We start from the raw sequence: 25100 nt of genomic DNA on the forward strand, positions 1-25100 counted from the left end.
AAAAAGTGGGAAAACCAATTATTTCATTTGATCAGGTGGTCAAACGCTATGATGATGAAACGATTTTGAAAAAAGTGAGTTTTGAGATCGAACAAGGGAAATTTTATACCTTATTAGGTCCTTCGGGTTGTGGAAAAACAACGATTTTACGAATTATTGCTGGTTTCACAGATGCTACTGAAGGCGAAATGTATTTTGAGGGAAAACGATTAAATGATGTGCCAGCTAATAAACGGCAAGTAAATACGGTTTTCCAAGATTACGCCTTATTTCCTCATATGAATGTATTCGACAATGTCGCTTTTGGATTGAAAATCAAAAAAATGAATAAAGTCGATATTGAGAAAAAAGTCAAAGATGCACTTCGCATGGTGCAACTTCCTGGGTACGAAAATCGAGAAATTAGCGAAATGTCTGGTGGACAAAGACAACGTGTGGCTATCGCGCGGGCTATCGTTAATGAACCTAAAGTATTATTGTTAGATGAACCTCTGTCTGCGCTGGATCTGAAGCTGCGAACGGATATGCAGTATGAATTAAGAGAGCTGCAACAACGTTTGGGAATTACATTTATTTTTGTGACACATGACCAAGAAGAAGCTTTAGCAATGAGCGATGAAATCTTTGTGATGAATAAGGGGAAAATCGTGCAGAGTGGAACACCTGTCGATATCTACGATGAACCGATCAATCATTTTGTGGCTGATTTTGTGGGTGAAAGCAATATCGTTGATGGTGTGATGATCGACGATAATCTTGTAGAGTTTGTTGGCAAACGATTTGAATGTGTTGATGGTGGAATGCGTCCCAATGAACCAGTTGAAGTCGTCTTGCGCCCTGAAGATTTAACGATTACTACCCCTGATAAGGGAAAACTGGTTGTGACTGTTGATACGCAACTGTTTCGTGGGGTCCACTATGAAATTGTCTGTTACGATGAGCAACAAAATGAATGGACGGTTCATTCAACGAAAAAAGCAAAAGAGGGTAGCAAAGTTGGTCTAGCCTTTGATCCAGAAGATATCCATGTCATGCGTTTTAATGAATCAGAAGAAGAATTTGATGCACGACTTGATAGTTATGAAGAGTAAGGAGGAATAGTCAATGAAAGCAATGCGTAGAATCTACTCTGTTCCTTATGTACTCTGGCTTGGTCTATTCGTGATCGCACCAGTTTTGATGATCATTTACCAATCTTTTTTTGATATGAATGGACACTTTACTTTAAATAATTATGCTACTTTTTTGACGTCTAGAACGAATCTTTTCATGGCGTTAAATTCTGTTTGGTATGCCTTTTTGATCACCTTTTTTACATTAATCATCAGCTATCCGACTGCTTATTTTTTAACTAAATTAAAACATAAACAGTTGTGGTTGATGCTGATCATCTTACCAACATGGGTGAATTTATTACTAAAAGCTTATGCGTTTATTGGTATTTTTAGTATCCATGGAAGTGTGAATCAATTTTTTGAATTTTTAGGGATTGCTCCAAGACAAATTTTGTTTACCGATTTTAGTTTTTTATTTGTGGCAACTTATATCGAGATTCCATTTATGATTATGCCGATATTCAATGCATTGGAAGAAATGAATCCGTCATTGATCAGTGCTAGCCGTGATCTAGGAGCTAATAATTTTGAAACATTTCGCCGAGTAGTATTCCCATTGTCATTGAATGGTGTAAAAAGTGGGATTCAAGCAGTGTTTATTCCTTCACTGTCATTGTTCATGTTGACACGACTGATTGGTGGAAATCGTGTGATCACTTTAGGAACAGCAATTGAACAACATTTTCTCGTGACTCAAAATTGGGGGATGGGTTCGACGATCGGAGTTATTTTGATTATTGCAATGTTTATAGTGATGTTGCTGACGGGTGAGAAGAAGAAGGGAGGCCGCGCATGATGAAAAAATTTAAGTGGTCTTACCTTTACCTCTTTATTGTTTTTCTACTATTATATTTGCCTATCTTTTATTTGATTTTCTACTCCTTTAATGACGGTGGTACCATGAACAACTTTACCGGTTTTACTTGGGACCATTATCAGGCAGTTTTTGAAGATACACGATTGATCATTATTGTATTGAACACTTTTATGTTAGCCTTTTTATCGGCACTGATCGCAACGATTATCGGAACGTTTGGGGCAATGGGGATTTACTATACTAAAAAACGTCAAGCAAGAACGACATTACTAAGTATGAATAATATTTTATTAGTTTCACCAGATGTAATTATTGGTGCCAGTTTCTTGATTTTCTTTACTTTTTTAGGCTTTGGATTAGGTTTCCAGAGTGTTTTGCTTTCTCATATTGCCTTTAGTATCCCAATCGTTGTATTGATGGTATTACCTAAATTACAAGAAATGAATGATTCGATGGTTGATGCCGCTAGAGATCTAGGTGCAAATAATTTTCAAGTCGTAAAAAATATTATTTTACCATTCTTATCTCCGGGCATCATTGCAGGCTACTTTATGGCATTTACTTATTCATTAGACGATTTTGCGGTGACCTTTTTCGTGACAGGTAATGGATTCACTACGTTGTCAGTAGAAATCTATTCTCGTGCTCGTCAAGGAATCAGTTTAGAAATCAATGCGTTAAGTGCATTAGTGTTCCTATTTTCGATGGTTTTAGTGATCGGTTATTATTTCATTAGTAAAGAAAATCGTTCAAAAAAACTGAGAAAAAATCGCCGAGGACGTGAGGAGGTCGCACGCTTACGATGAAAAAATTACAATCACTGTTTGTGGGTATCGTTGTGATCATCTTGATCTTGCTCTTTGGTGTACGGCAATTAGAACAAGCAAGTGGAATGAGTGGAGCAAAAATCGTTACGATCTATAATTGGGGCGATTACGTTGATCCTAGCTTGATCACAAAATTTGAAAAAGAATATGGGTATAAGGTCAATTATGAAACGTTTGATTCCAATGAAGCCATGTTTACTAAGATCCAACAAGGTGGCACAAATTATGATATAGCCATTCCTAGTGAATACATGATCCAAAAGATGATCAAAGAAAAATTAGTGCTTCCTTTAGACCATTCCAAGATCAAAGGATTAGCGAACATTGATGAGCGCTTTTTGGATTTAGACTTTGATCCCCAAAATACCTATTCGATTCCATACTTTTGGGGAACCTTGGGGATCGTATATAATGATAAAGTTTTCAATAAAGAGGAAATCCAGCACTGGAATGATCTTTGGAAACCGAAATTAAGAGATAGTTTGATGTTGATCGATGGTGCCAGAGAAGTGATGGGGCTATCGTTGAACAGTTTGGGCTATTCGTTGAACAGCAAAGAGATGGATCAATTGAATGCAGCTGCAGATAAACTGAACAAACTAACCCCTAACGTCAAAGCGATCGTAGCTGATGAAATCAAAATGTATATGATCAATGAAGAAGCATCCGTCGCAGTAACTTTTTCTGGAGAAGCAGCAGATATGATGTCTGAAAATGAACATCTTCATTATGTGATCCCTTCAGAAGGTTCGAATTTATGGTTTGATAATATTGTGATGCCGAAAACAGCCAAGAACAAAGAAGGTGCGTATGATTTCATCAACTTTATGTTGAAACCAGAAAATGCTGCCCAAAATGCTGAATACATTGGCTACTCAACACCTAACAAAAAAGCGAAAGCTCTTTTACCAAAAGAAATTTCCCAAGATGAACAATTCTATCCCTCTGATGAAACCATCTCTCATCTAGAAGTTTATGAAGACCTTGGACCTAAGTTTTTAGGAATCTATAACGACTTGTTCTTAGAGTTCAAGATGTATCGGAAAAGCTGGTAAAACTTAGTGAAATTGGGAGAAAATCAATCTTAAAATAGCCTATTTCACGTACTTTCTGATACTCAGTTTTCCAATTTTCTACCAAAAGCGTCTTTTTAGGCGCTTTTTTTGTGTTATTTTATCTTTTCTACCAGCGATTTTCTACCAGAGAAAATAGACGAAATAGTGATGCAACAAGTATGATATGTTTTTGATAGGCATTGGTTGGATTAGTCTAAAGCCTGTAAGGTAACTTACAAATAAAAGCCTATTTTTCAGTCGCCTTTTGGTGGCTATTTTTTATAGTTGATATAATGAATATGAATAGAAATAGGTTGTTTTATCAACTATAATTATATTGTGATGTATGAGACATTCTATTGTATTTGTATTCTATCCTTTACATAAATCATCTAACAAAGAAGGTATAGTTATGTACTCTGTAGAGTTCAGCAAGGAATTTTCCGATGTATTTTCTGAGAATCAATCAAAAAAATACCAAGAAATAATCGTATATAAAGTGAATGAGTATTTGACACATAATTTTTATCGCATCAAACCTGTCCATTCATCTGCAAAATACTCTATTTATGAAATGAAAATCCATTTAGGAAAGGAAGATTTTCGAATTGCTTTTAGAATAGATGGCAAAAAGGTGCAAGTTTTTTATATTAGTCGAACGTTGAAAAAATTTTTATTTGATAAGGAAGTAAATAAGTTGGTTAATCGATTCAACAAAAATCAATGGCTAGTCGATGAAGAAAGTAGAAGTGCCGTAAAATGAACATGATTTATAAAAAGCAATTAAAACAATATTTGAAAAAAACATTTAAGTCAAAGAACTGTTTCGCTTTAAAAATTCTTACATTCAAAAAAGATCGCTATGTATTTATCTGTTATAACCAAGATCAATACACGATAGTTGAAGATGGATTCGAAAAGAATAGGTACCAGTTTGACTCTTCAGATGAAGCAATGAAAAAAGTAATGAAAATAGCAGATATTGAATTTAAAAATAGCTATAGACTTTATATACAAACTAAACTTAAACAATGACTCTCATTTGTTTTATCTTCTTGAAAGGAATGCTTTATTATAAATAAAAAACGACTCAAAATGAGTCGTATAAATCAATTATTGTAATAAATCATTAATTTCTTTAAATTCTTTATCAAGTTCTTTTTCATCATATTTCTCATATTTACCAGCTTCATGAAGAATTTTTTTAATTTCATGAATCGCTTTTCGTTCAACTAACCATTTTTTTAGGTTATGTTTTTTTTCTGGATTTTCAGATAACGTATCAAGTTCGTCTAATTCTTTATCCAGTTTATTAACCGTAGCAATAATTTTGTCTAAAGTTTTTTCTTCTTTATGTTCTAAATTTGACATTTATCTTCACGTCCTTTTTATTTGATAATTCAAGTATAAAATGTCAATATATTTTTTTCAAATAAAACTCTTTAGATATGTTTTATTGCATAAGTAAGTAGAACTAGTTCCCTCTATCACACTATACGATAAATCAATTTAGTTAAAAATATCCTCTTTGACTATCGTACTACTGTGATCAGTTAGGGTTTGCTAGTAAGCTATTTACTCAAAAATGCCTTGATATCAGAATTTTTGGTGTTTATATGAATTGATAGAAGTCAATTTTAATCTTTAATCAAGATGCTAGAAATTAACATTGAACAGAAGAATAGAGTCATGCTATAATAATCGTGCAAAAAGGAACTGCGTCAACAGTTCCCTTTTGACAGCACCGCTAAAGACGGTGGCAATTAAACTAAATATTTCAAAAAGAAATAGCCAGTCTTCTCGCTAAAGTGACGGCTATTTCTTTTTGTCATGTTTAAGCATAGATACAACCAAGCCAATCAAAGAAATGGTAAACATACCAAACCTAAGAATGGTTTGAATTGTCTCATATGCGGACAAAAAGGCATCTCCTTTCTCTAAAGTGTGGGATTATGTGCATAAGCACCACCTCGCTTTCAGAATGGAAAGCCACCGTCATTAAACTTTACTGTCATAAAGGATTATAGCATATAGACTTAGTTATTTTCTTGAAAATCCAAAAAGAACTGAGTCTATTTTTTTGTTTGAAAATAAAAAAATAGAAGGGATAATGCGTATTGAAAAAAACAAACCAACTCACTTATCAAGTGTTAGTCAATTTTAGATTTTTTTGGCTAACTATTTTTTTAACTATTTAATTAGTTTAGTTATTGACAAACAAAATAAATGGTTTATCATTTATTTTGTTGATATCGATATAAACTAAGTAAGTATTTTGGAGGTCATCTTATGAATAATCATGAAATCTTAGAAAATCTGTTAGAGATTGCGCATCAACCGTTTTTGATTTTTGCCTATCAAGTGGAAGAAAAGACAGACAATGCTTTTGAAACATTAAAAATTTTAGTGGCTGAGGACGATGTGACGGCAGGACGATTAGCTGAAGTGCTAGATATTAAACCGTCTAGTGTGACACAAATCATCAAAAAATTAGAAGAGGCTGGGACGGTCATGCGGGAAAAATCAGCAACGGATTCCCGAGTGACTTTGGTCAAGATTACTGATAAAGGTCGAGAAAGTCTGCAAGAGCGTGGTTCAATCAGTACAACGTTAAAAGATGTCTTATTTAAAGGTTTTGCAGAAGAAGAGTTAGCACAATTGAATACCTACCTTGAACGAATGAATGAAAATATCAATCGTCCTGAATTTCAAGAAAAATTAGCTGAAGTTTTCGGCGATGATCAACGCTGGGAACGATTCAATAAGATGAGTGCGCATTTTGGCAGAGCACGTGAACAGATGATGGATCGCAGTGGATTCGGTGGTTTTGGTCGAGGTGGCTTTGATCGAGATGCCTTCGATGGACGATTTGATAGACATTACGGTGGCTTTGAAGGATGGAAGAAAGGACGTAGAAAATAATGGCACAAGGTGGAGGCGGAAGACCCGTTAGTATCTCGATGAAACAAACGAACACAAGATTTTCTTTGAAAGAATTTCTTGGTTTAATCAAACAAACAAAACCGCGCTATCCTTTACTGGCGATCGGCATGATCTTATTAGCAGGTTCATCAGCTGTACAAGTTTATGTTCCTAAATTGGCGGCTAATTTAGTTAATCATTTTCAAGAGGGGATCGATTATGCTTTATTAGGAAGAGTCGTGGGGATGTTCGTTTTTTCAGCTGTAATTTCAGCGATTGGTGGGACGGTTCTAGGAATTTTTGGCGAAAACGTCATTCAAAATATGCGAAAACGTTTATGGAATAAATTAACGATACTGAAAGTCACCTATTTTGATTCGGTGAAGGCGGGTGAGATGTCCAGCCGAGTAACGAATGATACGACCCAGGTAAAACAACTGTTGGCTGTGACGTTTCCACAAACGATTGCGAGCATCATTACCGTAATCGGGACTGTTTATATGATGATCCGAATGGACTGGCATATGTCGCTAGCCATGGTTATTGCTGTTCCCGTCGTTATCCTATTGATGATTCCTGTGATGACCTTTGGTTCAAAGATCAGTCATATCCGTCAAGATGCTATGAGTCATTTCAATGGAATCGCAACAGAAACGTTGTCTGAAATTCGTTTAGTAAAAACGTCGAATGCCGAACAACAAGCACAAGAACGGGCAGCAAATGAAGTCGATCGTTTGTTTCGCGTTGGTAAAAAAGAAGCAGTCTTTGATGCTGCAATGCAACCAATCATGATGATGGTTTTTATGAGTATGGTCTTTGGTTTGCTAGCTTATGGAATGCATCGTATTGCGATTGGTGCGATGACGATCGGGGTATTGATGAGTTTTCTCATGTATCTCTTCAATCTGATCGGCGCGATGCCAACGATTGCCACGTTGTTTTCTGAAATGGCAAAAGCTGCTGGTTCGACACGCCGTGTACAAGAATTATTGAATGAAGTACCTGAAGACTTTGAATCTGGTGAAGAAGTGGATTTATCGAACAAAACATTGTGTGTTTCTAACGTGGACTTTGCTTATAGTGATGCACCTGAGGAACCGATTTTAACGAATGTGTCTTTTGAAGCTAAACCTAACGAGATCATTGCTTTTGCGGGTCCTTCTGGTGGAGGGAAATCGACTACATTCAGTTTATTAGAACGTTTTTATGAGCCAACAGCAGGTACGATCAAATTTGGCACAACGGAGATCCAAAAGATCAAGTTGTCCAATTATCGTAGTCAAATTGGCTATGTTTCCCAAGATTCTGCTATTATGGCAGGAACGATCCGTTATAATTTAACTTATGGATTAGCGGATACTTACACAGATGAGCAGCTTTGGGAAGTGTTAGAATTAGCCTATGCACGTCAATTTGTGGAAGAGATGCCCAATGGTCTAGATACAGAAGTGGGCGAGCGTGGTACGAAAATTTCTGGAGGCCAACGGCAACGACTGGCAATCGCTCGAGCGTTCTTAAGAGATCCAAAGGTCTTGATGTTGGATGAAGCAACAGCAAGTCTTGATTCTGAATCAGAAGCAAAAGTCCAACAAGCCTTGGCAAATCTGATGAAAGGTCGGACAACATTAGTGATCGCACATCGTCTATCAACGATCGTGGATGCTGATAAAATCTACTTTATCGAAAAAGGAAAAGTAACCGGTTCAGGAAAACACGCTGAGCTTGTTGAAAAACACAAAACCTATGCCAAATACGTAGACGAACAATTTAAAGTTGATACATTGCAAATTGCCTAAGTGTTAAAAAGCTGAATCCTTTTATCTTACTGAAAGAATGCGAAGAATCTAAGAGAAAGAAGAAATACTTTTTTCTGTTCTTTTTATTTGGTTAAACAATTTTCCGCGAAATAGATAATCAGGTTTAGAATGTTTAGGATATGTTTGATAAACTGAGTATCAGACATCTTGAATCCTCCTATGAATTGGTTCGTTAAACTAATTCTAAAGGATTTCAAGGTGTCTTTTTTTCACCGTTTATTCGTTTTTAGAGATACTAGAAGAGACTGAGACAAGTTTTGGCTCAGTCACACAAAGTATAGAAACAAAAGAGAAGGAATTACATACAGGTATAAAAATCTATCATCTGATCACAATTTAGTCGTTTTGTCATCTATTTCATTGGCAATTGTATTTGAAAAACGACTCCTCTAGGTTCCCAGTCCCTTACGGACAGTTTGCCTTTATGCTGAGTGATGATTTGTTTGGAAATTGCGAGACCAAGACCATAGCCACCAGTTTCTTTAGAACGAGAGCGGTCTTCGCGGTAGAAGCGTTCAAAAATTCGTCTTTTGTCTTCATCGCTGATAGATGGCCCGTTGTTTTTGACTTCAATCAGCCAATTATCGTTGGAGATTTCAGATTGCAGGACAATTTTTTCTTTAGCTTCTGTGTATTTTAGCGCATTGTCCAGCAGAATAACTAGAACTTGGTGGATACGTTTTTCGTCGACTATCACTGGTTGATCGGCAAAGTTTTCCAAGACAAAATATTGATCGTTTATTTCTGCGATTTCCTGGAAGGGCTGGGCTAATTGACGAATAAAGTCTTTGGGATTAACTGATTCTTTCTGCAGAAGCAACTGATTGGAATCACTGCGTGCCAAGGTTAGCAGGTCTTCAGTCAGGCTTTTCATTCGCCGTGTTTCATTCAGGGCTTGGGCAATTGGTTCAGACTCTTCCAAGATGGTGTGATTGGGTCGGGTGAACAATTGCTGCAGGCTGTTTTGAATGATTGCTAGTGGCGTGCGTAATTCGTGAGAGGCATTTTCAACAAATTCCTGTTGTTTGCGCCATGAGAGCATGATGGGTTGCATATTCATTTTTGAAATGTAAAAGCTTATTCCAATCGAAATCAGCCAAAAAACGACCATACAGATAATCAGTGTTGTCTTGAAGGTTTTCATGGAGTCTGCGATTTGATTGGTATTGGCTAAAAATTGAATATAGGCGATGTCTCCTCCTTTATCTGCTTTGATTGTATACGAATGAAAGGAAAGTTTTTGGCTAGAATAGCCTGCATTTTTTAAACTTAATGCTTGAACAGAATCGAGATTTTTCTTATCTAAGGTTAAATTTTCCAGTTCAGTGAACCGTCCACCAATCGTGTCTTTGTTGAGAATCGCTCCTTCTTTTGACCATAAAATGATCTGAGTATTGAACTGATTATTGCCTTCTGGTCCATTCTCTCTCAGCTGATCGCCCGGCATTTGTGCCAGAAAGGGATTGCTTTGTTGGTACCGGTTGATTTCCATCTGAATAAGATGTTCATTCTCCGCCATTTGAGTTAGTGACAGGTCTGTCTGGCGGTAGGCCGAGCTTTGCAGCAGCTGTAGAGTTATAAATCCTAATAATAGGAAGATACCTGCGAAAGCGGCTACATTTAAGAAGAAAAATTTTAATCGTTGTTTTCTTGATATTTCGGTATTCATAGCATTAATCCTTTTGTAAGATGTAGCCGACATTTCTCAGTGTTTTAAAGAACTGATCTGCACCTGACGGCTTCAAATGTTTTCTTAAGTGACTCATATATACTTCTACAACTGTAATGGTCGTATCGGAATCAAATCCCCAAATCCGATCGAAGATTTGCTCCTTTGTTAAAATCACGCCCTTATTTTGGATGAAATAAACCAAGAGATCAAATTCTTTTCCTTGAATTGATAAGATCTCATCGTCGATGGTTACTTCTTTCGTCGCAAGGTTGCAGGTAATATTTTTATAGACGATTTGATTCTCAGAAAACAATCCTAACGAACGCTTCAATAACGCTTTGACCCGCATAATCAGTTCTTCGCGATAAAAAGGTTTCGTCAAATAATCGTCTGCACCTTTTTGAAATCCAGTGATTTTGTCTTCTAGGCCATCTTTGGCAGTTAGAATCAGCACAGGGGTTTGGATATTTTTTTCCGTAATTCTGCTAAGATTTCGTAGCCGTTTTTCCCTGGCAGCATCAGGTCCAGCAATATTAGATCATAAACACCAGTTTCTGCTTCAAATAAGCCTTCTTCCCCATCATAGATCTGTGTGATCTCACCTAAATCCGACAAGATTTCTTTTATATTATCTGAAAGTGTCGCTTCATCTTCTACTATTAAAAGGTTTATCATTGATTTTCTCCTTTTTCATCTATTACTTACTCAGTTTACCACGCTTTCCTAAAACAACCTTAAAAACTTTTTTATCTCGTTTAAGCTTCGGTTAAGCCAACTTGCCTATTCTATAAACAGACAAATGAAGGAGGAACCAAAATGAATTATATCAAACGGGCGATTCAAAGCCTTTGGGCAAAAAAAGGACGCAGCATCATTATGATCACCGTCTTTTCCGCCATATTAATTTTTGTATTAGCGGGGTTAACGATCCGCAGCGGCGCTGAACTGGCGACCACGAATGCGAAAAAAAGTGTCGGGGCGACCGTCACCTTATCAACGAACCGAGAGGCAATGTTCAAACAGCAATCAAATTCAGATTCAGATGATGAAAGCAGTCGTCCAGATCCAGGTAGCTTTGAACAGACACCCGTCAACTTGAGTGATGCAAAAAAATCGCAGAATTAGCGAATGTTAAATCGTATTCATTTGAAGCAAGTACTTCAGCGGATAAAGGCACAGGGATTACACCGATCTCGAGTGATAGTGACAGTGAAGAGGAATCTTCGGATGAACAAGCTGTTGGATTTGGTGGACAGAAAGCACCTGGTGGGATGAGTCAAGGGGATTTCCAAATTAAAGGTGTTTCCGAAAGTAATTCTTACAGTGATTTTTCATCAGGAACAGCTAGCCTAGTTGAAGGCAAGGCAATCACTTCGGATGATGAAGGGACGAATAATGTACTGATCGAGCAAAGTTTAGCGGAAGCGAACGATCTAAGTGTCGGGGACAAATTTAAGATTAAAGATACCGATGATAAAGATGTTGAAGTTACTATTAAAGGTATTTACAAAACAAGTGATTCTGGCAACAGTATGAGTGCTCGCTTCAACTTTATGAATCCAGCGAACACGATTTTTTCTTCTTATACACTGGTTAACACCTTAACTGGATCGGAAGGAAAAACGATCGATTCGGCAGTTTATAACTTAGATGATCCCAAAGACATGGACAGCTTTGTAGAAGCAGCGAATAAATTGATCGATACGGATACATTCAGCTTAGAAACCAATGATCAAATGTATCAGCAAATGCTTCAACCATTGAATAATGTATCAAGCTTTGCGAAGAATATCGTGATTTTAGTAGCCGTAGCCGGAGTCATTATTTTGACATTGATTATTATGCTGTCGATTCGTGAACGTAAATATGAGATCAGTGTATTACTTTCATTAGGTGAATCACGGGTCAAAGTTATTTCACAATTTTTCGTTGAGATTTTTGTCTGCATGATCTTCGCTTTAGGGATCGCTGCAGCTAGCGGAAATGTTGTTGGCAATGCAGTCGGCAACCAGTTGTTGAGTCAGCAAACAACTTCGCAAAATGCAGATGGACAAGAAGCGAATACGGCAGGAAACGGCGGTCCAAATCAAGGTAACCAAGGACAAGCACCTGGTGGCGGAAACGGTGGTCCTAGTGGTGGTCAAATGGGAAGCAATCCATTTACACAATCAAAAGAAATTCAAGAACTAAATATTTCAATGCAGCCAACCGAGATTTTAAGTCTTGCAGGAATTGGGCTGGGGATTAGTTTATTCTCAATTGTCCTTTCATCAGCAGGAATTCTACGACTGAATCCGAAGAAAATATTGATTTCCTAATTAAAGGAGGAATTTTTAATGACACTATCAACAAAAGATTTAGGCTACTGGTATGAAGACAACCGACGATTATTCGAAAATGTTAATTTAACTTTTGAAAAAGGCAAAATGTATGCAATTTTAGGTACGAGCGGTTCAGGGAAAACGACTTTTTTATCCCTGATCGCAGGATTAGATACACCAAAAAGCGGAGAAATTCTCTATGACGACAAATCGTTGAAAAAAATTGGATTGCGGGAATATCGTCGTAAAGATGTATCAATTGTGTTCCAAGCCTATAATCTACTGCCGTATTTATCGGCAGTAGACAATGTGGTAACAGCGATGGAGATTGCTCAAAGCCAACAGACAGATAAAAAAGCCTACGCCTTAGCGAACTTGGAAAAAGTCGGAATCACTAAGGATTTAGCAGATAAAAAAGTTACGATGCTATCTGGTGGTCAGCAGCAACGAGTAGCAATCACTAGAGCCCTATGCTGTGAACACGATCTAATCGTTGCGGATGAACCGACTGGAAACTTGGATGAAGCAACTTCCAGCGAGATCGTTAAACTTTTCCAAGAGATTGCACATGAGCAAAAGAAATGTATTATTTTAGTCACCCACGAACAGGATGTCGCTAAAGGCTGCGATGTAGTGTATGAACTGAAAAATCAAGAATTCAATCAAGTATCTTAAACAAACAGAATTTTGGTGCAACTAGTATGAATGAGTAGGAAATGAATAGAGGAGACTGAGAAAATTTTTGCTCAGTCTCTCTTTTAGTAATAGTCGTTTTTTTTAGGTTGAAAGGAATAAAGTGACCTATTAATAAAAAGAATAACAGATATAATTCTTGTAAAAGAGCGATAGATAGGAGTGTTTAGAATGGGATTGTCTCAATGGCTTAGAAAAAATTTTTCAAATAATCAAGATAAAGAAGTAAATGAAATGCTACTTAAGCTAAATAAAAAGATTCATGAACCGAAAGACTTTTGTCCGGCGACTACAGCATTAATCCGCTTGTATGCACTAGAAAAAAAAGCAGAAGAAGTAAATAGTGGTGAAACCAGTTATGAATCTCATACTGAAGCCTTTCATAAAGAAATACAAGTCCATAGTCAAGAAAAGATTTATTTAACAGATTATTTAAATATCTGGCTACAAATAAATGAAGCAAAATTACAGGAATATAAGTTGGATACAATGTTCGAGAAAGAAAATTTAAAGGAAATCAAAGAAGAACTAGCGAAGAATATAAAGATAAAAAGTGAAATTTTATCGCGGTGTTTGGGAGGGGAAATTACTAATTATCGGCTAAATCAACAAGCTTATCAAGAAATGTTTGGGCGAATAAATCCTAAAGGCTGTCAAAGAAACAAAGTGGTAATTGATTTTCAAGTAACAAAGAAGATCACTGATTTCTCATTGAATAAGGGGAGGGATCAGATGGAGAGTCGGACAAACCAAAAAACTCAAACGAATGGATGCCAAACGATGGAAAGTATAACTGATAAAATAAAGGAACCCAGTTTAATCGAAACAAAGGCACAATCTAGTGAGACAAAAGTTCAAGAAAATTTAGGTAGAGAATAAACAAGCACTTTGAGATTGCTTTGATAGTGTGCGTTGTGATAAGTGAAACGCCCTCGAAACAGAGGGTACTGTTTTGAGAGCGTTTCTAGTGCAGAAATGAATATTTATTTATCTGTTTTTATTCATTTTCATATTCTTCAAGCTCAATACTCAAATCTTCCCATTCAGAAAGTTTCGTTTCTTGAGATTGGCGAGTTGCTTCGAGTGTTTGATTCAATTCATTTAATTTGAGATGGTCATCCAAGTTCTCTGGGGACACCATTTGCTGTTCTAGTGACTCGATCTGTTCATCTAAAATAGCTAATTCTTCTTCAATTTGAGTGATTTTACGTTGTAAACTACGTATCAGCTTTTGTTGCTCTTTACTTTGGAAATAGGTTTTCTTGTTCGTAGAAATATGCTCTTCTTCTGGTGTTTTTTCAGCTAACAGCTCTGCTATCTCCGCTTCTTCTTGTTTCTTTTCCAAATAATAATCATAGTCACCTAAATAAACTTTACTACCGTTTTCCGATAATTCGATGACTTTTGTGGCAATCCGATTGATGAAATAACGGTCATGAGAGACAAACAACAAAGTACCATCATAATCAATCAAGGCATTTTCTAATACTTCTTTATTATCAATGTCCAGGTGGTTGGTTGGTTCGTCTAAAATCAAAAAGTTTTCTTGATTCATTGCGAGTTTTGCAAGGGCGACTCGGGCTTTTTCACCACCGCTTAGCAAGGGGATGGTCTTTTCTACATCTTCACCAGAAAATAGAAAGGCACCCAAAACGCTACGAATTTCTTTTTCGGGAGTCGTTGGATGTTCATCCCATAATTCAGCTAAAATAGTTTTGTTGGTGTGTAAGTCTGCTTGACCTTGATCGTAATAGCCGATCGTCACATTGGTTCCTAAATGTTCTTTTCCACGGATAAAAGGCAACTGATGGATGATCGATTTTAAAAGCGTGGATTTACCAATACCATTGGGGCCGACCAGTGCAATGGCTTCTTGACGCCGAATATCAAGATTGATCGGTTCAGACAAAACTTCATTATGATAACCAATCGCAGCATCTTCGATTTGTAATACGACATTTCCTGATGGTTTTGCTACATTGAAAAGAAAGTGAGCTTGTTTTTCGTCTCCTTGAGGACGGTCAATCCGATCCATTTTCTCAAGGACTTTTCTGCGACTTTGGGCTCTTTTCGTCGTAGAAGCGCGTACCAAGTTGCGTGCGACAAAATCTTCCAATTTATGGATCTCAGTTTGTTGTTTTTCATAGGCTTTCCATTCAGTTGCTAATTGTTCAGCTTTCATGTCAAGATACTTCGAATAATTCCCTTTATAGTGGCGCATTTTTTTTCGATTTAATTCGTAAACTTCTGTTGCGACTTTATCTAAGAAATATCGGTCATGGGAGACGATCAGTAAGGCACCAGTATAACTTTGCAGGTAGCCTTCTAACCAAGAGAGAGTCTCAATATCTAAATGGTTGGTTGGTTCGTCTAAGATCAAGATATCTGGATGTTGGAGCAACATTCTTGCTAACGCTAAGCGAGTGCGTTGTCCGCCAGACAATTCATTGATTTTTTGATCATAAAAAGACGGATCAAATTTAAAGCCATGCAAAACAGAGCGTATTTCATTTTCGTAGCCATAACCGTTTCTATCTGAAAAATCGTGTTGTAATTTATCGTATTCTTTCAAAAGTGACTCATAGGAAGGTGTATCAGGTGTTCCTTCACTAATCAAGATTTCAAGTTCGCGCATTCGATTTTCCATTTGACGGATTGTTTCGAATGATTTAAGCATTTCATTCCAGACTGTTTCTGCTGAATCTAACCCAGTATCTTGTGCCAGATAGCCTAAAGTAGCAGCTTTATTTTTAGCAATTGTTCCTTCATCGGGGCGTTCGATTCCAGCAAGGATCTTCAAAAGTGTTGATTTTCCTGCTCCGTTACGGCCGACTAATGCGATCCGAGCCCCTGTGCTGATTTCTAAATGGATATTCTCAAATAAGATCTCTGCACCGAAGTGACGAGCAATTTGATTGGCTTGTAATAATATCATGGAATCCTCTTTTCTACTTTGTGAATTCTCTAAGAATAAATCTCTTTTTCAACTAGTAGTCTACCATAAATTCCTTGATACTGCGAGGTTCAAAGAAATGATAAAAAAATGAATAAAGAATAAAATTTCACAATATCCAAGCAATCAAATTGATTTTTTCCTATATATACTGATATGATGGATAAATCAAAGTAAACTTAAAGTAAAAGTGGAGGTAATTAAGTGAAAGATCATGTTATTCCAAAGGCAACAGCCAAACGTCTACCTTTGTATTACCGTTATTTACGAATCTTAAATAATGCTGGTAAGAAAAAAGTATCATCAACTGAATTAAGTGAGGCTGTTCAAGTTGACAGTGCAACGATTCGCCGTGATTTTTCATATTTTGGAGAATTAGGAAAACGAGGCTATGGCTACGATGTTGAAGACCTCATGCATTTTTTCGCAAAAACATTGAATGATGATCAATTGACTAATGTGGCGTTGATCGGTGTCGGTAATTTGGGAAGTGCCCTTTTAAAATATAAATTCCATCAAAGTAACAGTATCCGTGTAAGTTGTGCATTTGATGTCAACGAAGCAATCGTTGGACGGATCGTGGATGGGATTCCCGTTTACCCTATGGAAGATATGTTTGAGCAAATCAAGATCCAACAAATCGAAGTAGCAATATTGACGATACCAGCTGAGCGAGCACAAGAAGTAGTTAATCGGTTGACTGAAGCGGGCATTAAAGGTATCTTGAATTTTACTTCTGCTCGATTAAATGCGCCAGCAGACGTGTTGATTCAAAATGTTGACTTAACGAATGAATTACAAACGTTGATTTATTTTCTTCATTCTGATGCATCCTTGCAAGCGACTGAAGAAACTGAGTAACGAATGATTCAGATGACCTGGTTGGTTTACTAAACAGTCTCAAGTGATGAATGATCATTTTAGAAGTCGTGATTTCCGAAATTGATGTCTCAGTTTTTGTGAAATTTCGACTCTTTTTTGTGGTCCGTTTGGTGGGTAACCATCTTCTTGTCACCGAACAAAAGTTCCTATATAATCATGATAGGGGTGAGTGAGATGGAATTACAGTTTCCTTTACATAATGATACATCTAGAAAAATCATTCATATCGATATGGATGCTTTTTTTGCCTCTGTCGAAGAACGGGATCATCCAGAATTTAGAGGGAAACCCTTAGTTATTGCCAGACATCCGAGTGACACTGGTGGTCGAGGAGTGGTTACTACAGCGAATTATGAAGCAAGAAAGTATGGCATCCATTCAGCGATGAGTGCGCAAAAAGCATATGAATTATGTCCGCAAGCCATTTTTAAACCAGGCGATCATCAAAAATATAGTGAGATCTCACAAATTGTTCGTGAGATTTTTTACCGATATACGGATATCGTTGAGCCTGTCAGTATTGATGAAGCCTATCTTGATGTGACGAACAATAAACGCAATTGTAAATCAGCAATCAAAATTGCTCGTTTAATCCAAAGAGACATTTGGGAAGAGGTAAAACTGACCTGCTCGGCAGGTGTGAGCTATAATAAGTTTTTAGCGAAATTAGCCTCAGATTTTCAAAAACCTAAAGGCATTACTATCGTTGCACCTCAAGACGCATTGACGTTCCTAAAGGCATTACCTATTGATAAATTTCATGGGGTAGGAAAAAAAACCGTCCCTAAGATGCATGAACTTGGTATTTTCACTGGAGAAGATCTTTATAATTGTACAGAGATGATGTTGATCCAACAATTTGGAAAGATGGGCTATTCGCTTTATCGAAAAGTAAGAGGTGTCCATGATGCACCAGTCAATGTGACAAGAGAAAGAAAATCTGTAGGAAAAGAGCATACTTATGGTCAGCCACTACAAACGGAAGAAGCGGTATTAGCACAATTACAACAATTAGCTGAGAAAGTCGAAGAGTCGTTGAAAAGAGTCCAGAAACATGGAAAAACCGTAGTGTTAAAAGTGAGATATACGGATTATACGACAGTCACGAAAAGAGTCACTTTACCTGAGTATATCTATAAGAAAGAAGCGCTCTTTTATCAAGCAAGTTTGATTTGGGAAGAAATTTTAGGGATTGAACAAGGCATACGTCTCTTGGGGATCACGTTAACGAATTTAGATCCCATGACTTATGAGAATATTGTGTTACCTTTGTGGGAATGAAAAAACAGTAGAAAACGTGTTGGAAATCAACATACGTTTCTACTGTTTTTTATTCAATAAGGAGTGGGAGGACCTAAATGAACTCCTGTTTTTTGATTTGTTCATACGATTCTGTAGCATCGCTGCATTTTTCCCAAATCACTACTCTATTTTCGGCTAGCGATTTTTTGACATCGATGATGCGTTGATTACTACTACCGCGAAACTGTAGTTTTAAATCCTTTTTACTTAGTTCAAAACGTCCATCAACTAAGATATCGATTTTTTCTAAAAGAGCTAACTTGTCTTCGGAGTCTTGAAGTAGTTCGTCAAAAGTATAACCGGTCCACGACCAGATATCTTTGGTCTGACCAAATTCTTGTCGGATACGCTCAACGACTTGGAGACAGACGTCCGTGTTTAGAAAAGGTTCCCCGCCTAAAAGGGTCAGTCCTTGAACGTAATCATGGCGGAGATCGGTAATGATTTGTTCTTCCAGCTCTGGTGTGAAAGGTTTACCATAGCGGAAGTTTTGCGCTGCTTTATTGAAACATCCTTCACAAGCAAATAAGCAGCCACTCACATAAAGACTATTTCTTACGCCTTCGCCATCCACAAAGTTAAATGGTTTGTAATCAGCAATGTAATTTTGGCTGTAATCTTGTGCCAGCCATTCTTTAGGTTTAGGATTTCGCATAAAAAAACTTCTTTCTAACATCAAAGTATGAAAAATTTACTTAAAACTCAAACCAGTTTCACAGCAAGCAGTCTCAGAAAAGATAATGGACTAGCCTCAAAAAAATGCAAATAAATCGAACGGTCACGGTTCACACACCGTTCGATTTATCGTAGTCACGCTGTGAAAGGGGATTGTTTTCTAAGGAATAACGATCGCTCTATCTTTATTCTTAGAGTAAATTAGAACGAAATAGTAGAGAAAGATTACTTCATATGTTTGACACGTGAAGAGATCTCCTTGTGACGACCGTGAACCATTGGGCGTGCTTGTGGGTTACCTAAATAGCCACAGGTTCTTTTAACGACGTCACAAGTTTTTGGATCATGATTGCCGCATTCGGGACATTCAAAGCCACGTTCGGTTGGTTTGAAGTCACCTTCAAAGCCACATTTGTAGCAATGATCAATTGGTGTATTCGTTCCTAAATAGCCAACTTTATCGTAAGCATAATCCCAAACGGCTTCTAATGCTTTCGGGTTTTGTTGAAGCATTGGGTACTCACAGTAATGGATAAAACCACCAGAACAATACTTCGGATAATCTTTTTCAAAATCTAGTTTTTCAAACGGAGTTGGGTTTTTACGAACGTCATAATGGAAACTATTCGTGTAATATTCTTTATCAGTGATGTTTTCGACTTCGCCAAATTTTTCTGTATCTAAACGGCAGAAACGATCAGTTAAGCTCTCACTAGGTGTAGAGTAAACGCTGAAATGATATCCATATTCGTCACCCCAAGCATCTGCTTTGGCTTTTAATTCCTTCACGATATCAAGGGTAAAATCTTTTGCTTCGGGATTGTTTTCCCATTCCCCACCATAAAAAGCAGAAGCCACTTCGTAAAGACCGATATAACCTAAAGAAACCGTTGCACGACGATTTTTGAATAATTCATCGACAGCATCTGTTTTTGAGAGACGTTTACCGAATGCACCATACATATATAAGATTGGTGCGTTAGCAGGGATCGCTTCTTTACAACGATCGACACGATAAACTAAAGCATCTTTCATGATGGCTAAGCGCTCAGAGAGGATTTGCCAGAATTTTTCCTGATCGCCTTTCGCTTCGATGGCAATACGAGGTAAGTTTAGTGTGACCACACCAAGATTCATTCGTCCAACGTTCACTTCTTGGCCATTTTCATCTTTCCAACCTTGTAAAAATGAACGACAACCCATAGGTACTTTGAAACTACCGGTTAATTCAACGATTTTGTCGTAGTTTAAAATATCAGGATACATCCGCTTAGTTGCACATTCCAGAGCTAATTGTTTAATGTCATAATTAGGATCAGTCGGGTTCAAGTTTATGCCATCTTTTAATGTGAAAATCAATTTAGGGAAGATAGCTGTCCGCTTTTCGCTGCCTAAGCCATTGATCCGATTTTGTAAGATTGCTTTTTGAATTTCTCGCTCAAACCAGTTTTTTCCTAAACCAAAGCCAAGAGAAGTAAATGGTGTTTGACCATTTGAAGTAAAAAGAGTATTGATTTCATATTCTAGACTTTGCATCGCATCAAAAATATCTTTTTTGGTTTTTGATTTCGCATACTCTACTCGACGTTCAGGTGTTTCGATCCATTCTTCTGCATCCGCTAAATGTTTTTGATAATTCAGTTCAGCGAAAGGAGCAAGTAATTCATCTGTTCGGTCAGCAGAACAACCACCATATTGACTGGAAGCTACATTTGCAATGATCTGTGAAATTTGAGCAGTAGCAGTTTGAATTGATTTTGGTGATTCCACTTCAGCATTTCCAATTTTGAATCCGTTGTTCAACATTCCTTTGAAATCGATCAAACAACAGTTTGTCATTGGTGTGTATGGATGATAATCTAAATCATGGTAATGGATGTCGCCTTTTTGATGCGCATTTGCGATATGTGGGGGCAACATTTTCAAACCGATGGATTTTCCAACGATACCAGCGGTTAAATCTCTTTGAGTATTGAAGACATTACTATCTTTATTTGCATTCTCATTGACAACTGTTTGGTCTTTATTGATCAATTTTTTGATCGAAAAATTGATATCTGTGGCTTTGCTTCTGGCAAAATCACGTTTTGTGCGGTAATTGATATATTCTTCTGCTAATTCATATTCGTTTTTTTCTAAAAGAATGTGTTCAACGATATTTTGGATCTCATATATTTTAACGTTGTCGGTAAAGCGTCGTTTGATTTCTTGAACGACTAAATCCACGATCGTTTGAATTTTTTCATAAGTAAGTGGAGACAATGAGCCATGAATTTTCTTTTCAGCTTTGACTAAAGCCTCATTGATTTTTGTTTCATCAAATTCGACACGTCGACCATCTCGTTTAATGATTGTTATGTTTGATACTTCTGAATGAAGGGGATCTGTTACTTTTTCTTCAATTTGTACACTCATTTTATTCAACTCCTGCTAAATTCTTCTTGTCTATCATAAAACAAAATCCACGAAGGAGCAACTAAATACTAGCTATATATAGTATGCAAACAGGTGTATAAACGGACAACTATACTATATGTTGTATATATTTCTTTGTGAAAAAAAGTGAAAACGTAAGTTTATAGGATTTTTATTTTGAATATACCGCTTTCGTGAATAAAATAGATGAATAAAAATTTTTTTAAAAAAAAGTTATGTCTGTGAAATGATAAAAATCTAAAAAGAAATGCTCAAATGCTGTAAAGATCAGAGAAAAAAACCAAAGAATATGCTAATATGCTGGTAAGTGTATCAGTGTGGCGAGTAAGCAAAACCCAAGGAGGAAAGCCATGGATAAAATGATCGAGGTAAAACATGTAAGTAAAAGCTATGGAAATAAGCTTTCGCCGGTAAAAGTACTTGATAATATCTCTTTTACAGTAGAAAAAGGAGAATTTGTTGGCATCATGGGTCCGAGTGGTGCTGGAAAGACGACTTTGATGAATATTCTTTCGACGATCAATCTACCAACGATGGGAAGTGTGTTGATCCAAGGAAATGAGATCACTAAAATGAAAAATAATGAATTGAGTGACTTCCGTCGCAAAAAATTAGGATTTATTTTTCAAGAATTTAATTTGATCGATACATTGAATGCGAAGGACAATATCTTACTACCATTAGCGGTGGAACGAATCTCGAAAGAAGAGATGGAAAAAAGTGTGTTGCATGTTGCTCAATTATTAGGGATCGAAGAAATCTTAAAACGTTATCCAGATGAATTATCAGTTGGTCAGAGACAACGGATTGCGGCTGCTAGAGCATTAGTTATTCAACCACAAGTCATTTTTGCTGATGAGCCAACCGGGTCTCTGGACTCGAAATCAGCCACCGAGTTACTAAATTATTTAACAACGATGAACCGAGTAGAAAAATCAACTATCTTATTAGTAACACATGATCCGTATACAGCCAGTTATTGTGATCGGATTTTATTTATCAAAGATGGGGTGATTTTCTCTGAAGTAGTTCGCAGAGGTTCAAGAAACGAATTTTTTGAACGGGTGATTGATATGCAGGCGACCATTGGGGGAGGTGGAAAACTCAATGCTTTATAAGTTGGCTGCGAAAAGTTTTCTGCGACAGTCAAGAGGGTATCTCGTTTACTTTTTTAGTCTAACGTTATCAACGATGATCTACTATTCTTTTAGTACGATTTCTTATGATCAATTATTGAACCGAAGGACACAGCAAGATTCTTTATTAAATGTTTTTTTTGGTATTGGTAGTTGGATTATCTTAATCGTATTACTTTTTTTTGTTATTAGTGCAAATCGTTTTTTCTTTAACCGCAGACAAAGAGAGATTGGGATCTATCAGTTGTTTGGTGTGAAGAAAACCCAAATCTCACTGATCTATGTATTGGAAACAATGGCTATTGGATTATTCGCCTGTACAGCAGGGATTATTTTAGGAATCATTTTCTCAAAATTATTTTCTATGATCTTGATTCGCATGATGAACTTGCAAATCACGAGTCTTTTCTTCATTTCTGTGCCATCGATTTTTGAAACATTTCTGTTGTTTTTTTTGATTTTATCTGTTGTTTCTTTGTATTCATTATGGAAAATCTGGCGCTATCCGACGATTCGAAATTTTGGCGAATACGATCATTTGGAAAGTAGCAAGTTAAGAGTTCGGACACGCCATCGTTTTTTAGGAACACTGGGTTTATTGCTGATCTCTAGTGGTTATTTCTTTGCGGTCCACTATCGGGAATTTGCTGCTAAACTTTTTATTTTTACGCAAGATCTTCGCTTTCCTTTCTTATTATTTGTTCTGATCCTGCTGTTTTGTGTGATCGGGACATATCTGTTCTTTTGTTTTTCCCTACGTGTGTTAATTGATTTGGTGAGTCGTTCTCGAATTAAGTATCGAGGGATCAACTTCTTGCTGATCGGCAATACGCAGATCCATCTGCTGAAAAGCTGGCGGATCAATTCGTTGATCACACTGATCATGGCTCTAGCTTTAACGATGATTGGCGCAATGATGAGTGCGACTGTCATCATGTCTCGAAATGTGGAGATGGTCTCACCGGTATCTTATCAAATGGATAAGGCAACAGCCGACAAGCTGCGACCGCTTCTTGCAAGTGAAGGGCAAACGATCACAAAAGAAATGACGATCAATTACAAAGTAATTGGAAGTTACTATAATGATAAGTTAGACGGGATTTCTGAGGAAAAAGTATTTCAATTGGTAAATTTGATTCCAGAAAAAGAATATCATGCCTTTCGACAATTCAATCCTAAAATTCCTAAAATTGATTTAACATCGGATAACAGCACTGTGGTATTAGATAGTATGAAAAATATCTTTAGAAATTTTTCAATGTATGATTCAACATTCTACTTGCCTGATCAAACTTTAGATATTCAAGCAACCTTACCTAATTTTTTAGGAGATGGTTCGTTGAGGTATTTCGGTCCGACACTCGTTGTCAGTGATGATTATTTTGCTAAAGCATCTGGACTAAACTATCAAGTGGTCAATTGGAATGTGCAAGGGGGAGATCAGGAAAAAATCATTGAACGTATTTCTAAAGAGATTCCTACAAGTTATGAGAACATCATTTATTATGATTATGAGATCAAAGGAGAGTCTATAACTGGAACGATTCATAAAAATGAATCGCACCAAGAAAAAGCAGCTTCAGATCAATCTTCTGATGAATACAATAATGAAGATTCACGTCTTAACTTTTCTGCACGTTTCCCATTTAAACGGACAGTTGAACAAGGAATTGGTTTAATGGCGTATGTTTCGATCTTTATTGGAATAATTGTTATTGTCACGACTGGAAGCATGCTGATGGTTCGTCAATTAGCAGAAGCAGAAGAAGAACGAGAGAATTATCAATTATTAACGAAATTAGGGATTTCTCGAAAAAAAGTGAAGCGAGTCATCTTTGGACAAAATGCGATCATGTTTTTCCCACCAATTATTTTGGGGAGTATGCATACCTTTTTTGCCATTGAAGTATTTACTCAATATGTCGATACAGCAAATTATGGGTTAGCATATCTGATTTGTGGCTCACTTGTCTTGATCTATATCTTGTTTTATTACATCACAAGTGTCTTATATTGCAGGATTATTGAGGAGTAAATCAAGCTATATTTAAATGATCAAAAGGTTAGTACTTTGTTTTTTTAATTTGAATGAAGAAAGACTTAAACGATTGGTTACATAGATCGTTTAAGTCTTTTTAGCTTTTTAAAAAAAAATCTTTATTTATTTGAGGTGATGCTTATATTATAATAACCGTCTTTTTGTAGTTAATCTAAATTGTGACAAAATTGTTAGCAGAAAAGCGATTACTGTTAGGAAAACAAATGTTGTTTTTTAAAAAGAATGGGTAAAATTGTTTTGAGATTCGATTAGGAGGGAAATATAAATTGAAAAATTGGTGGAATAATCCTCAATTTAGGTACTGGGGCACGTTTGTGGTACGAACATTATTGTATAGTGCAATTATTTTTATGTTGATTTATTTGTACCATTATAAAAATGTCCAAGGCGGATCTTTTATCTATAATGAATTTTAGGA

At 36.7% G+C, this 25100-nt stretch carries 21 protein-coding genes and 2 pseudogenes; 16 read left to right on the top strand and 7 right to left on the bottom strand.

Annotation, left to right across the window (positions count from 1 at the left end; all coding sequences use genetic code 11):
• The first annotated feature begins 5 nt into the window (after positions 1-5).
• The 6 genes from AB3I42_RS01405 (at position 6) to AB3I42_RS01430 (ending at position 4849) form a co-directional block, all read left to right on the top strand.
• Positions 6-1091: an ABC transporter ATP-binding protein gene (locus tag AB3I42_RS01405; protein WP_010719843.1), complete on the top strand. Its 1086-nt coding sequence runs from the start codon at positions 6-8 to the stop codon at positions 1089-1091.
• 13 nt (positions 1092-1104) lie between these two features.
• Entirely contained in the window at positions 1105-1911 is an 807-nt protein-coding gene (locus AB3I42_RS01410; protein ID WP_010719842.1) for an ABC transporter permease, read from the top strand.
• A complete protein-coding gene (locus AB3I42_RS01415; RefSeq protein ID WP_010719841.1) occupies positions 1911-2738 on the top strand; it encodes an ABC transporter permease in 828 nt (275 codons plus the stop codon). Before AB3I42_RS01410 ends, AB3I42_RS01415 begins: the two co-directional genes overlap by 1 nt.
• On the top strand, positions 2735-3814 hold the full coding sequence (locus tag AB3I42_RS01420; RefSeq protein ID WP_010719840.1) for a PotD/PotF family extracellular solute-binding protein: 1080 nt from the start codon (positions 2735-2737) through the stop codon (positions 3812-3814). The genes AB3I42_RS01415 and AB3I42_RS01420 overlap by 4 nt, the downstream gene beginning before the upstream one ends.
• Positions 3815-4226: 412 nt before the next feature.
• Positions 4227-4577 carry a type II toxin-antitoxin system RelE/ParE family toxin gene (locus tag AB3I42_RS01425; RefSeq protein ID WP_010738289.1) on the top strand — a complete coding sequence of 117 codons (351 nt, stop codon included), beginning with the start codon at positions 4227-4229 and terminating at the stop codon, positions 4575-4577.
• On the top strand, positions 4574-4849 hold the full coding sequence (locus AB3I42_RS01430) for a hypothetical protein (protein WP_010738288.1): 276 nt from the start codon (positions 4574-4576) through the stop codon (positions 4847-4849). Before AB3I42_RS01425 ends, AB3I42_RS01430 begins: the two co-directional genes overlap by 4 nt.
• A 78-nt stretch (positions 4850-4927) precedes the next feature.
• On the opposite strand, the gene AB3I42_RS01435 is transcribed toward AB3I42_RS01430, so the two are convergent.
• Together AB3I42_RS01435 and AB3I42_RS01440 are read right to left on the bottom strand one after the other, a co-directional pair.
• Positions 4928-5185 (bottom strand): hypothetical protein, encoded by a 258-nt coding sequence (locus AB3I42_RS01435; RefSeq protein ID WP_010738287.1) that lies wholly within the window; start codon positions 5183-5185, stop codon positions 4928-4930.
• Positions 5186-5629: 444 nt separating this feature from the next.
• The gene (locus tag AB3I42_RS01440) at positions 5630-5734 is read right to left on the bottom strand and encodes a putative holin-like toxin (RefSeq protein ID WP_081115108.1); all 105 of its coding nucleotides are present in this window, start codon (positions 5732-5734) and stop codon (positions 5630-5632) included.
• Positions 5735-6103: 369 nt separating this feature from the next.
• Here AB3I42_RS01440 and AB3I42_RS01445 point away from each other — a divergent pair, with 369 nt between their 5' ends.
• A complete protein-coding gene (locus tag AB3I42_RS01445) occupies positions 6104-6736 on the top strand; it encodes a MarR family winged helix-turn-helix transcriptional regulator (RefSeq protein ID WP_010719836.1) in 633 nt (210 codons plus the stop codon).
• Positions 6736-8532: an ABC transporter ATP-binding protein gene (locus AB3I42_RS01450; protein WP_034866346.1), complete on the top strand. Its 1797-nt coding sequence runs from the start codon at positions 6736-6738 to the stop codon at positions 8530-8532. Before AB3I42_RS01445 ends, AB3I42_RS01450 begins: the two co-directional genes overlap by 1 nt.
• Before the next feature lie 373 nt (positions 8533-8905).
• Here AB3I42_RS01450 and AB3I42_RS01455 read toward each other — a convergent pair whose 3' ends face one another.
• The gene (locus tag AB3I42_RS01455; RefSeq protein ID WP_368022208.1) at positions 8906-10222 is read right to left on the bottom strand and encodes a sensor histidine kinase; all 1317 of its coding nucleotides are present in this window, start codon (positions 10220-10222) and stop codon (positions 8906-8908) included.
• A gap of 4 nt (positions 10223-10226) precedes the next feature.
• Positions 10227-10900 (bottom strand): annotated as a pseudogene (locus tag AB3I42_RS01460) (response regulator transcription factor).
• Positions 10901-11041: 141 nt separating this feature from the next.
• Between AB3I42_RS01460 and AB3I42_RS01465 the strand changes: the two are divergent.
• The 3 genes and pseudogenes from AB3I42_RS01465 (at position 11042) to AB3I42_RS01475 (ending at position 14118) form a co-directional block, all read left to right on the top strand.
• Positions 11042-12543, top strand: a pseudogene (locus AB3I42_RS01465) (ABC transporter permease).
• Between the two features lie 18 nt (positions 12544-12561).
• Positions 12562-13221, top strand: coding sequence for an ABC transporter ATP-binding protein (locus AB3I42_RS01470; protein ID WP_010738281.1), 660 nt, complete (start codon positions 12562-12564; stop codon positions 13219-13221).
• Positions 13222-13410: 189 nt separating this feature from the next.
• Entirely contained in the window at positions 13411-14118 is a 708-nt protein-coding gene (locus AB3I42_RS01475) for a hypothetical protein (RefSeq protein WP_368022209.1), read from the top strand.
• Positions 14119-14236: 118 nt separating this feature from the next.
• Here AB3I42_RS01475 and AB3I42_RS01480 read toward each other — a convergent pair whose 3' ends face one another.
• A complete protein-coding gene (locus AB3I42_RS01480) occupies positions 14237-16174 on the bottom strand; it encodes an ABC-F family ATP-binding cassette domain-containing protein (RefSeq protein ID WP_034866355.1) in 1938 nt (645 codons plus the stop codon).
• Between the two features lie 222 nt (positions 16175-16396).
• Here AB3I42_RS01480 and AB3I42_RS01485 point away from each other — a divergent pair, with 222 nt between their 5' ends.
• Together AB3I42_RS01485 and dinB are read left to right on the top strand one after the other, a co-directional pair.
• Positions 16397-17053 carry a redox-sensing transcriptional repressor Rex gene (locus AB3I42_RS01485; protein WP_010719828.1) on the top strand — a complete coding sequence of 219 codons (657 nt, stop codon included), beginning with the start codon at positions 16397-16399 and terminating at the stop codon, positions 17051-17053.
• A 195-nt stretch (positions 17054-17248) separates the two neighbouring features.
• Complete coding sequence (gene dinB / locus AB3I42_RS01490; RefSeq protein WP_010738278.1) at positions 17249-18355, top strand: DNA polymerase IV; 1107 nt, start codon at positions 17249-17251, stop codon at positions 18353-18355.
• Positions 18356-18428: 73 nt separating this feature from the next.
• On the opposite strand, the gene nrdG is transcribed toward dinB, so the two are convergent.
• Both nrdG and nrdD read right to left on the bottom strand, forming a co-directional pair.
• Positions 18429-19031: an anaerobic ribonucleoside-triphosphate reductase activating protein gene (nrdG, locus tag AB3I42_RS01495; RefSeq protein WP_010738277.1), complete on the bottom strand. Its 603-nt coding sequence runs from the start codon at positions 19029-19031 to the stop codon at positions 18429-18431.
• 245 nt (positions 19032-19276) lie between these two features.
• Entirely contained in the window at positions 19277-21466 is a 2190-nt protein-coding gene (gene nrdD, locus AB3I42_RS01500; protein WP_010719825.1) for an anaerobic ribonucleoside-triphosphate reductase, read from the bottom strand.
• 371 nt (positions 21467-21837) lie between these two features.
• Between nrdD and AB3I42_RS01505 the strand changes: the two genes are divergently transcribed.
• The 3 genes from AB3I42_RS01505 to AB3I42_RS01515 all read left to right on the top strand — a co-directional run bounded on the left by AB3I42_RS01505 (position 21838) and on the right by AB3I42_RS01515 (position 25098).
• Positions 21838-22605, top strand: a complete 768-nt coding sequence (locus AB3I42_RS01505) for an ABC transporter ATP-binding protein (RefSeq protein ID WP_034698771.1) — start codon at positions 21838-21840, stop codon at positions 22603-22605.
• Positions 22595-24658, top strand: a complete 2064-nt coding sequence (locus tag AB3I42_RS01510; protein ID WP_131773220.1) for an ABC transporter permease — start codon at positions 22595-22597, stop codon at positions 24656-24658. Before AB3I42_RS01505 ends, AB3I42_RS01510 begins: the two co-directional genes overlap by 11 nt.
• A 290-nt stretch (positions 24659-24948) precedes the next feature.
• Complete coding sequence (locus tag AB3I42_RS01515) at positions 24949-25098, top strand: teichoic acid D-Ala incorporation-associated protein DltX (protein ID WP_014834217.1); 150 nt, start codon at positions 24949-24951, stop codon at positions 25096-25098.
• Positions 25099-25100 lie beyond the last annotated feature (2 nt).

This window comes from Enterococcus sp. C53 (assembly GCF_040887425.1).
Taxonomy (GTDB): Bacteria; Bacillota; Bacilli; order Lactobacillales; family Enterococcaceae; genus Enterococcus_B; species Enterococcus_B hirae.

What these genes read in the sequence shown, in the direction of transcription:
- AB3I42_RS01410 (WP_010719842.1), top strand. Translation starts at nt 1,105, where the DNA reads ATGAAAGCAATGCGTAGAATCTACTCTGTTCCTTATGTACTCTGGCTT.
- AB3I42_RS01415 (WP_010719841.1), top strand. Translation starts at nt 1,911, where the DNA reads ATGAAAAAATTTAAGTGGTCTTACCTTTACCTCTTTATTGTTTTTCTA.
- AB3I42_RS01420 (WP_010719840.1), top strand. Translation starts at nt 2,735, where the DNA reads ATGAAAAAATTACAATCACTGTTTGTGGGTATCGTTGTGATCATCTTG.
- AB3I42_RS01425 (WP_010738289.1), top strand. Translation starts at nt 4,227, where the DNA reads ATGTACTCTGTAGAGTTCAGCAAGGAATTTTCCGATGTATTTTCTGAG.
- AB3I42_RS01430 (WP_010738288.1), top strand. Translation starts at nt 4,574, where the DNA reads ATGAACATGATTTATAAAAAGCAATTAAAACAATATTTGAAAAAAACA.
- AB3I42_RS01435 (WP_010738287.1), bottom strand. Translation starts at nt 5,185, where the DNA reads ATGTCAAATTTAGAACATAAAGAAGAAAAAACTTTAGACAAAATTATT.
- AB3I42_RS01445 (WP_010719836.1), top strand. Translation starts at nt 6,104, where the DNA reads ATGAATAATCATGAAATCTTAGAAAATCTGTTAGAGATTGCGCATCAA.
- AB3I42_RS01450 (WP_034866346.1), top strand. Translation starts at nt 6,736, where the DNA reads ATGGCACAAGGTGGAGGCGGAAGACCCGTTAGTATCTCGATGAAACAA.
- AB3I42_RS01455 (WP_368022208.1), bottom strand. Translation starts at nt 10,222, where the DNA reads ATGAATACCGAAATATCAAGAAAACAACGATTAAAATTTTTCTTCTTA.
- AB3I42_RS01470 (WP_010738281.1), top strand. Translation starts at nt 12,562, where the DNA reads ATGACACTATCAACAAAAGATTTAGGCTACTGGTATGAAGACAACCGA.
- AB3I42_RS01475 (WP_368022209.1), top strand. Translation starts at nt 13,411, where the DNA reads ATGGGATTGTCTCAATGGCTTAGAAAAAATTTTTCAAATAATCAAGAT.
- AB3I42_RS01480 (WP_034866355.1), bottom strand. Translation starts at nt 16,174, where the DNA reads ATGATATTATTACAAGCCAATCAAATTGCTCGTCACTTCGGTGCAGAG.
- dinB (WP_010738278.1), top strand. Translation starts at nt 17,249, where the DNA reads ATGGAATTACAGTTTCCTTTACATAATGATACATCTAGAAAAATCATT.
- nrdG (WP_010738277.1), bottom strand. Translation starts at nt 19,031, where the DNA reads ATGCGAAATCCTAAACCTAAAGAATGGCTGGCACAAGATTACAGCCAA.
- nrdD (WP_010719825.1), bottom strand. Translation starts at nt 21,466, where the DNA reads ATGAGTGTACAAATTGAAGAAAAAGTAACAGATCCCCTTCATTCAGAA.
- AB3I42_RS01505 (WP_034698771.1), top strand. Translation starts at nt 21,838, where the DNA reads ATGGATAAAATGATCGAGGTAAAACATGTAAGTAAAAGCTATGGAAAT.
- AB3I42_RS01510 (WP_131773220.1), top strand. Translation starts at nt 22,595, where the DNA reads ATGCTTTATAAGTTGGCTGCGAAAAGTTTTCTGCGACAGTCAAGAGGG.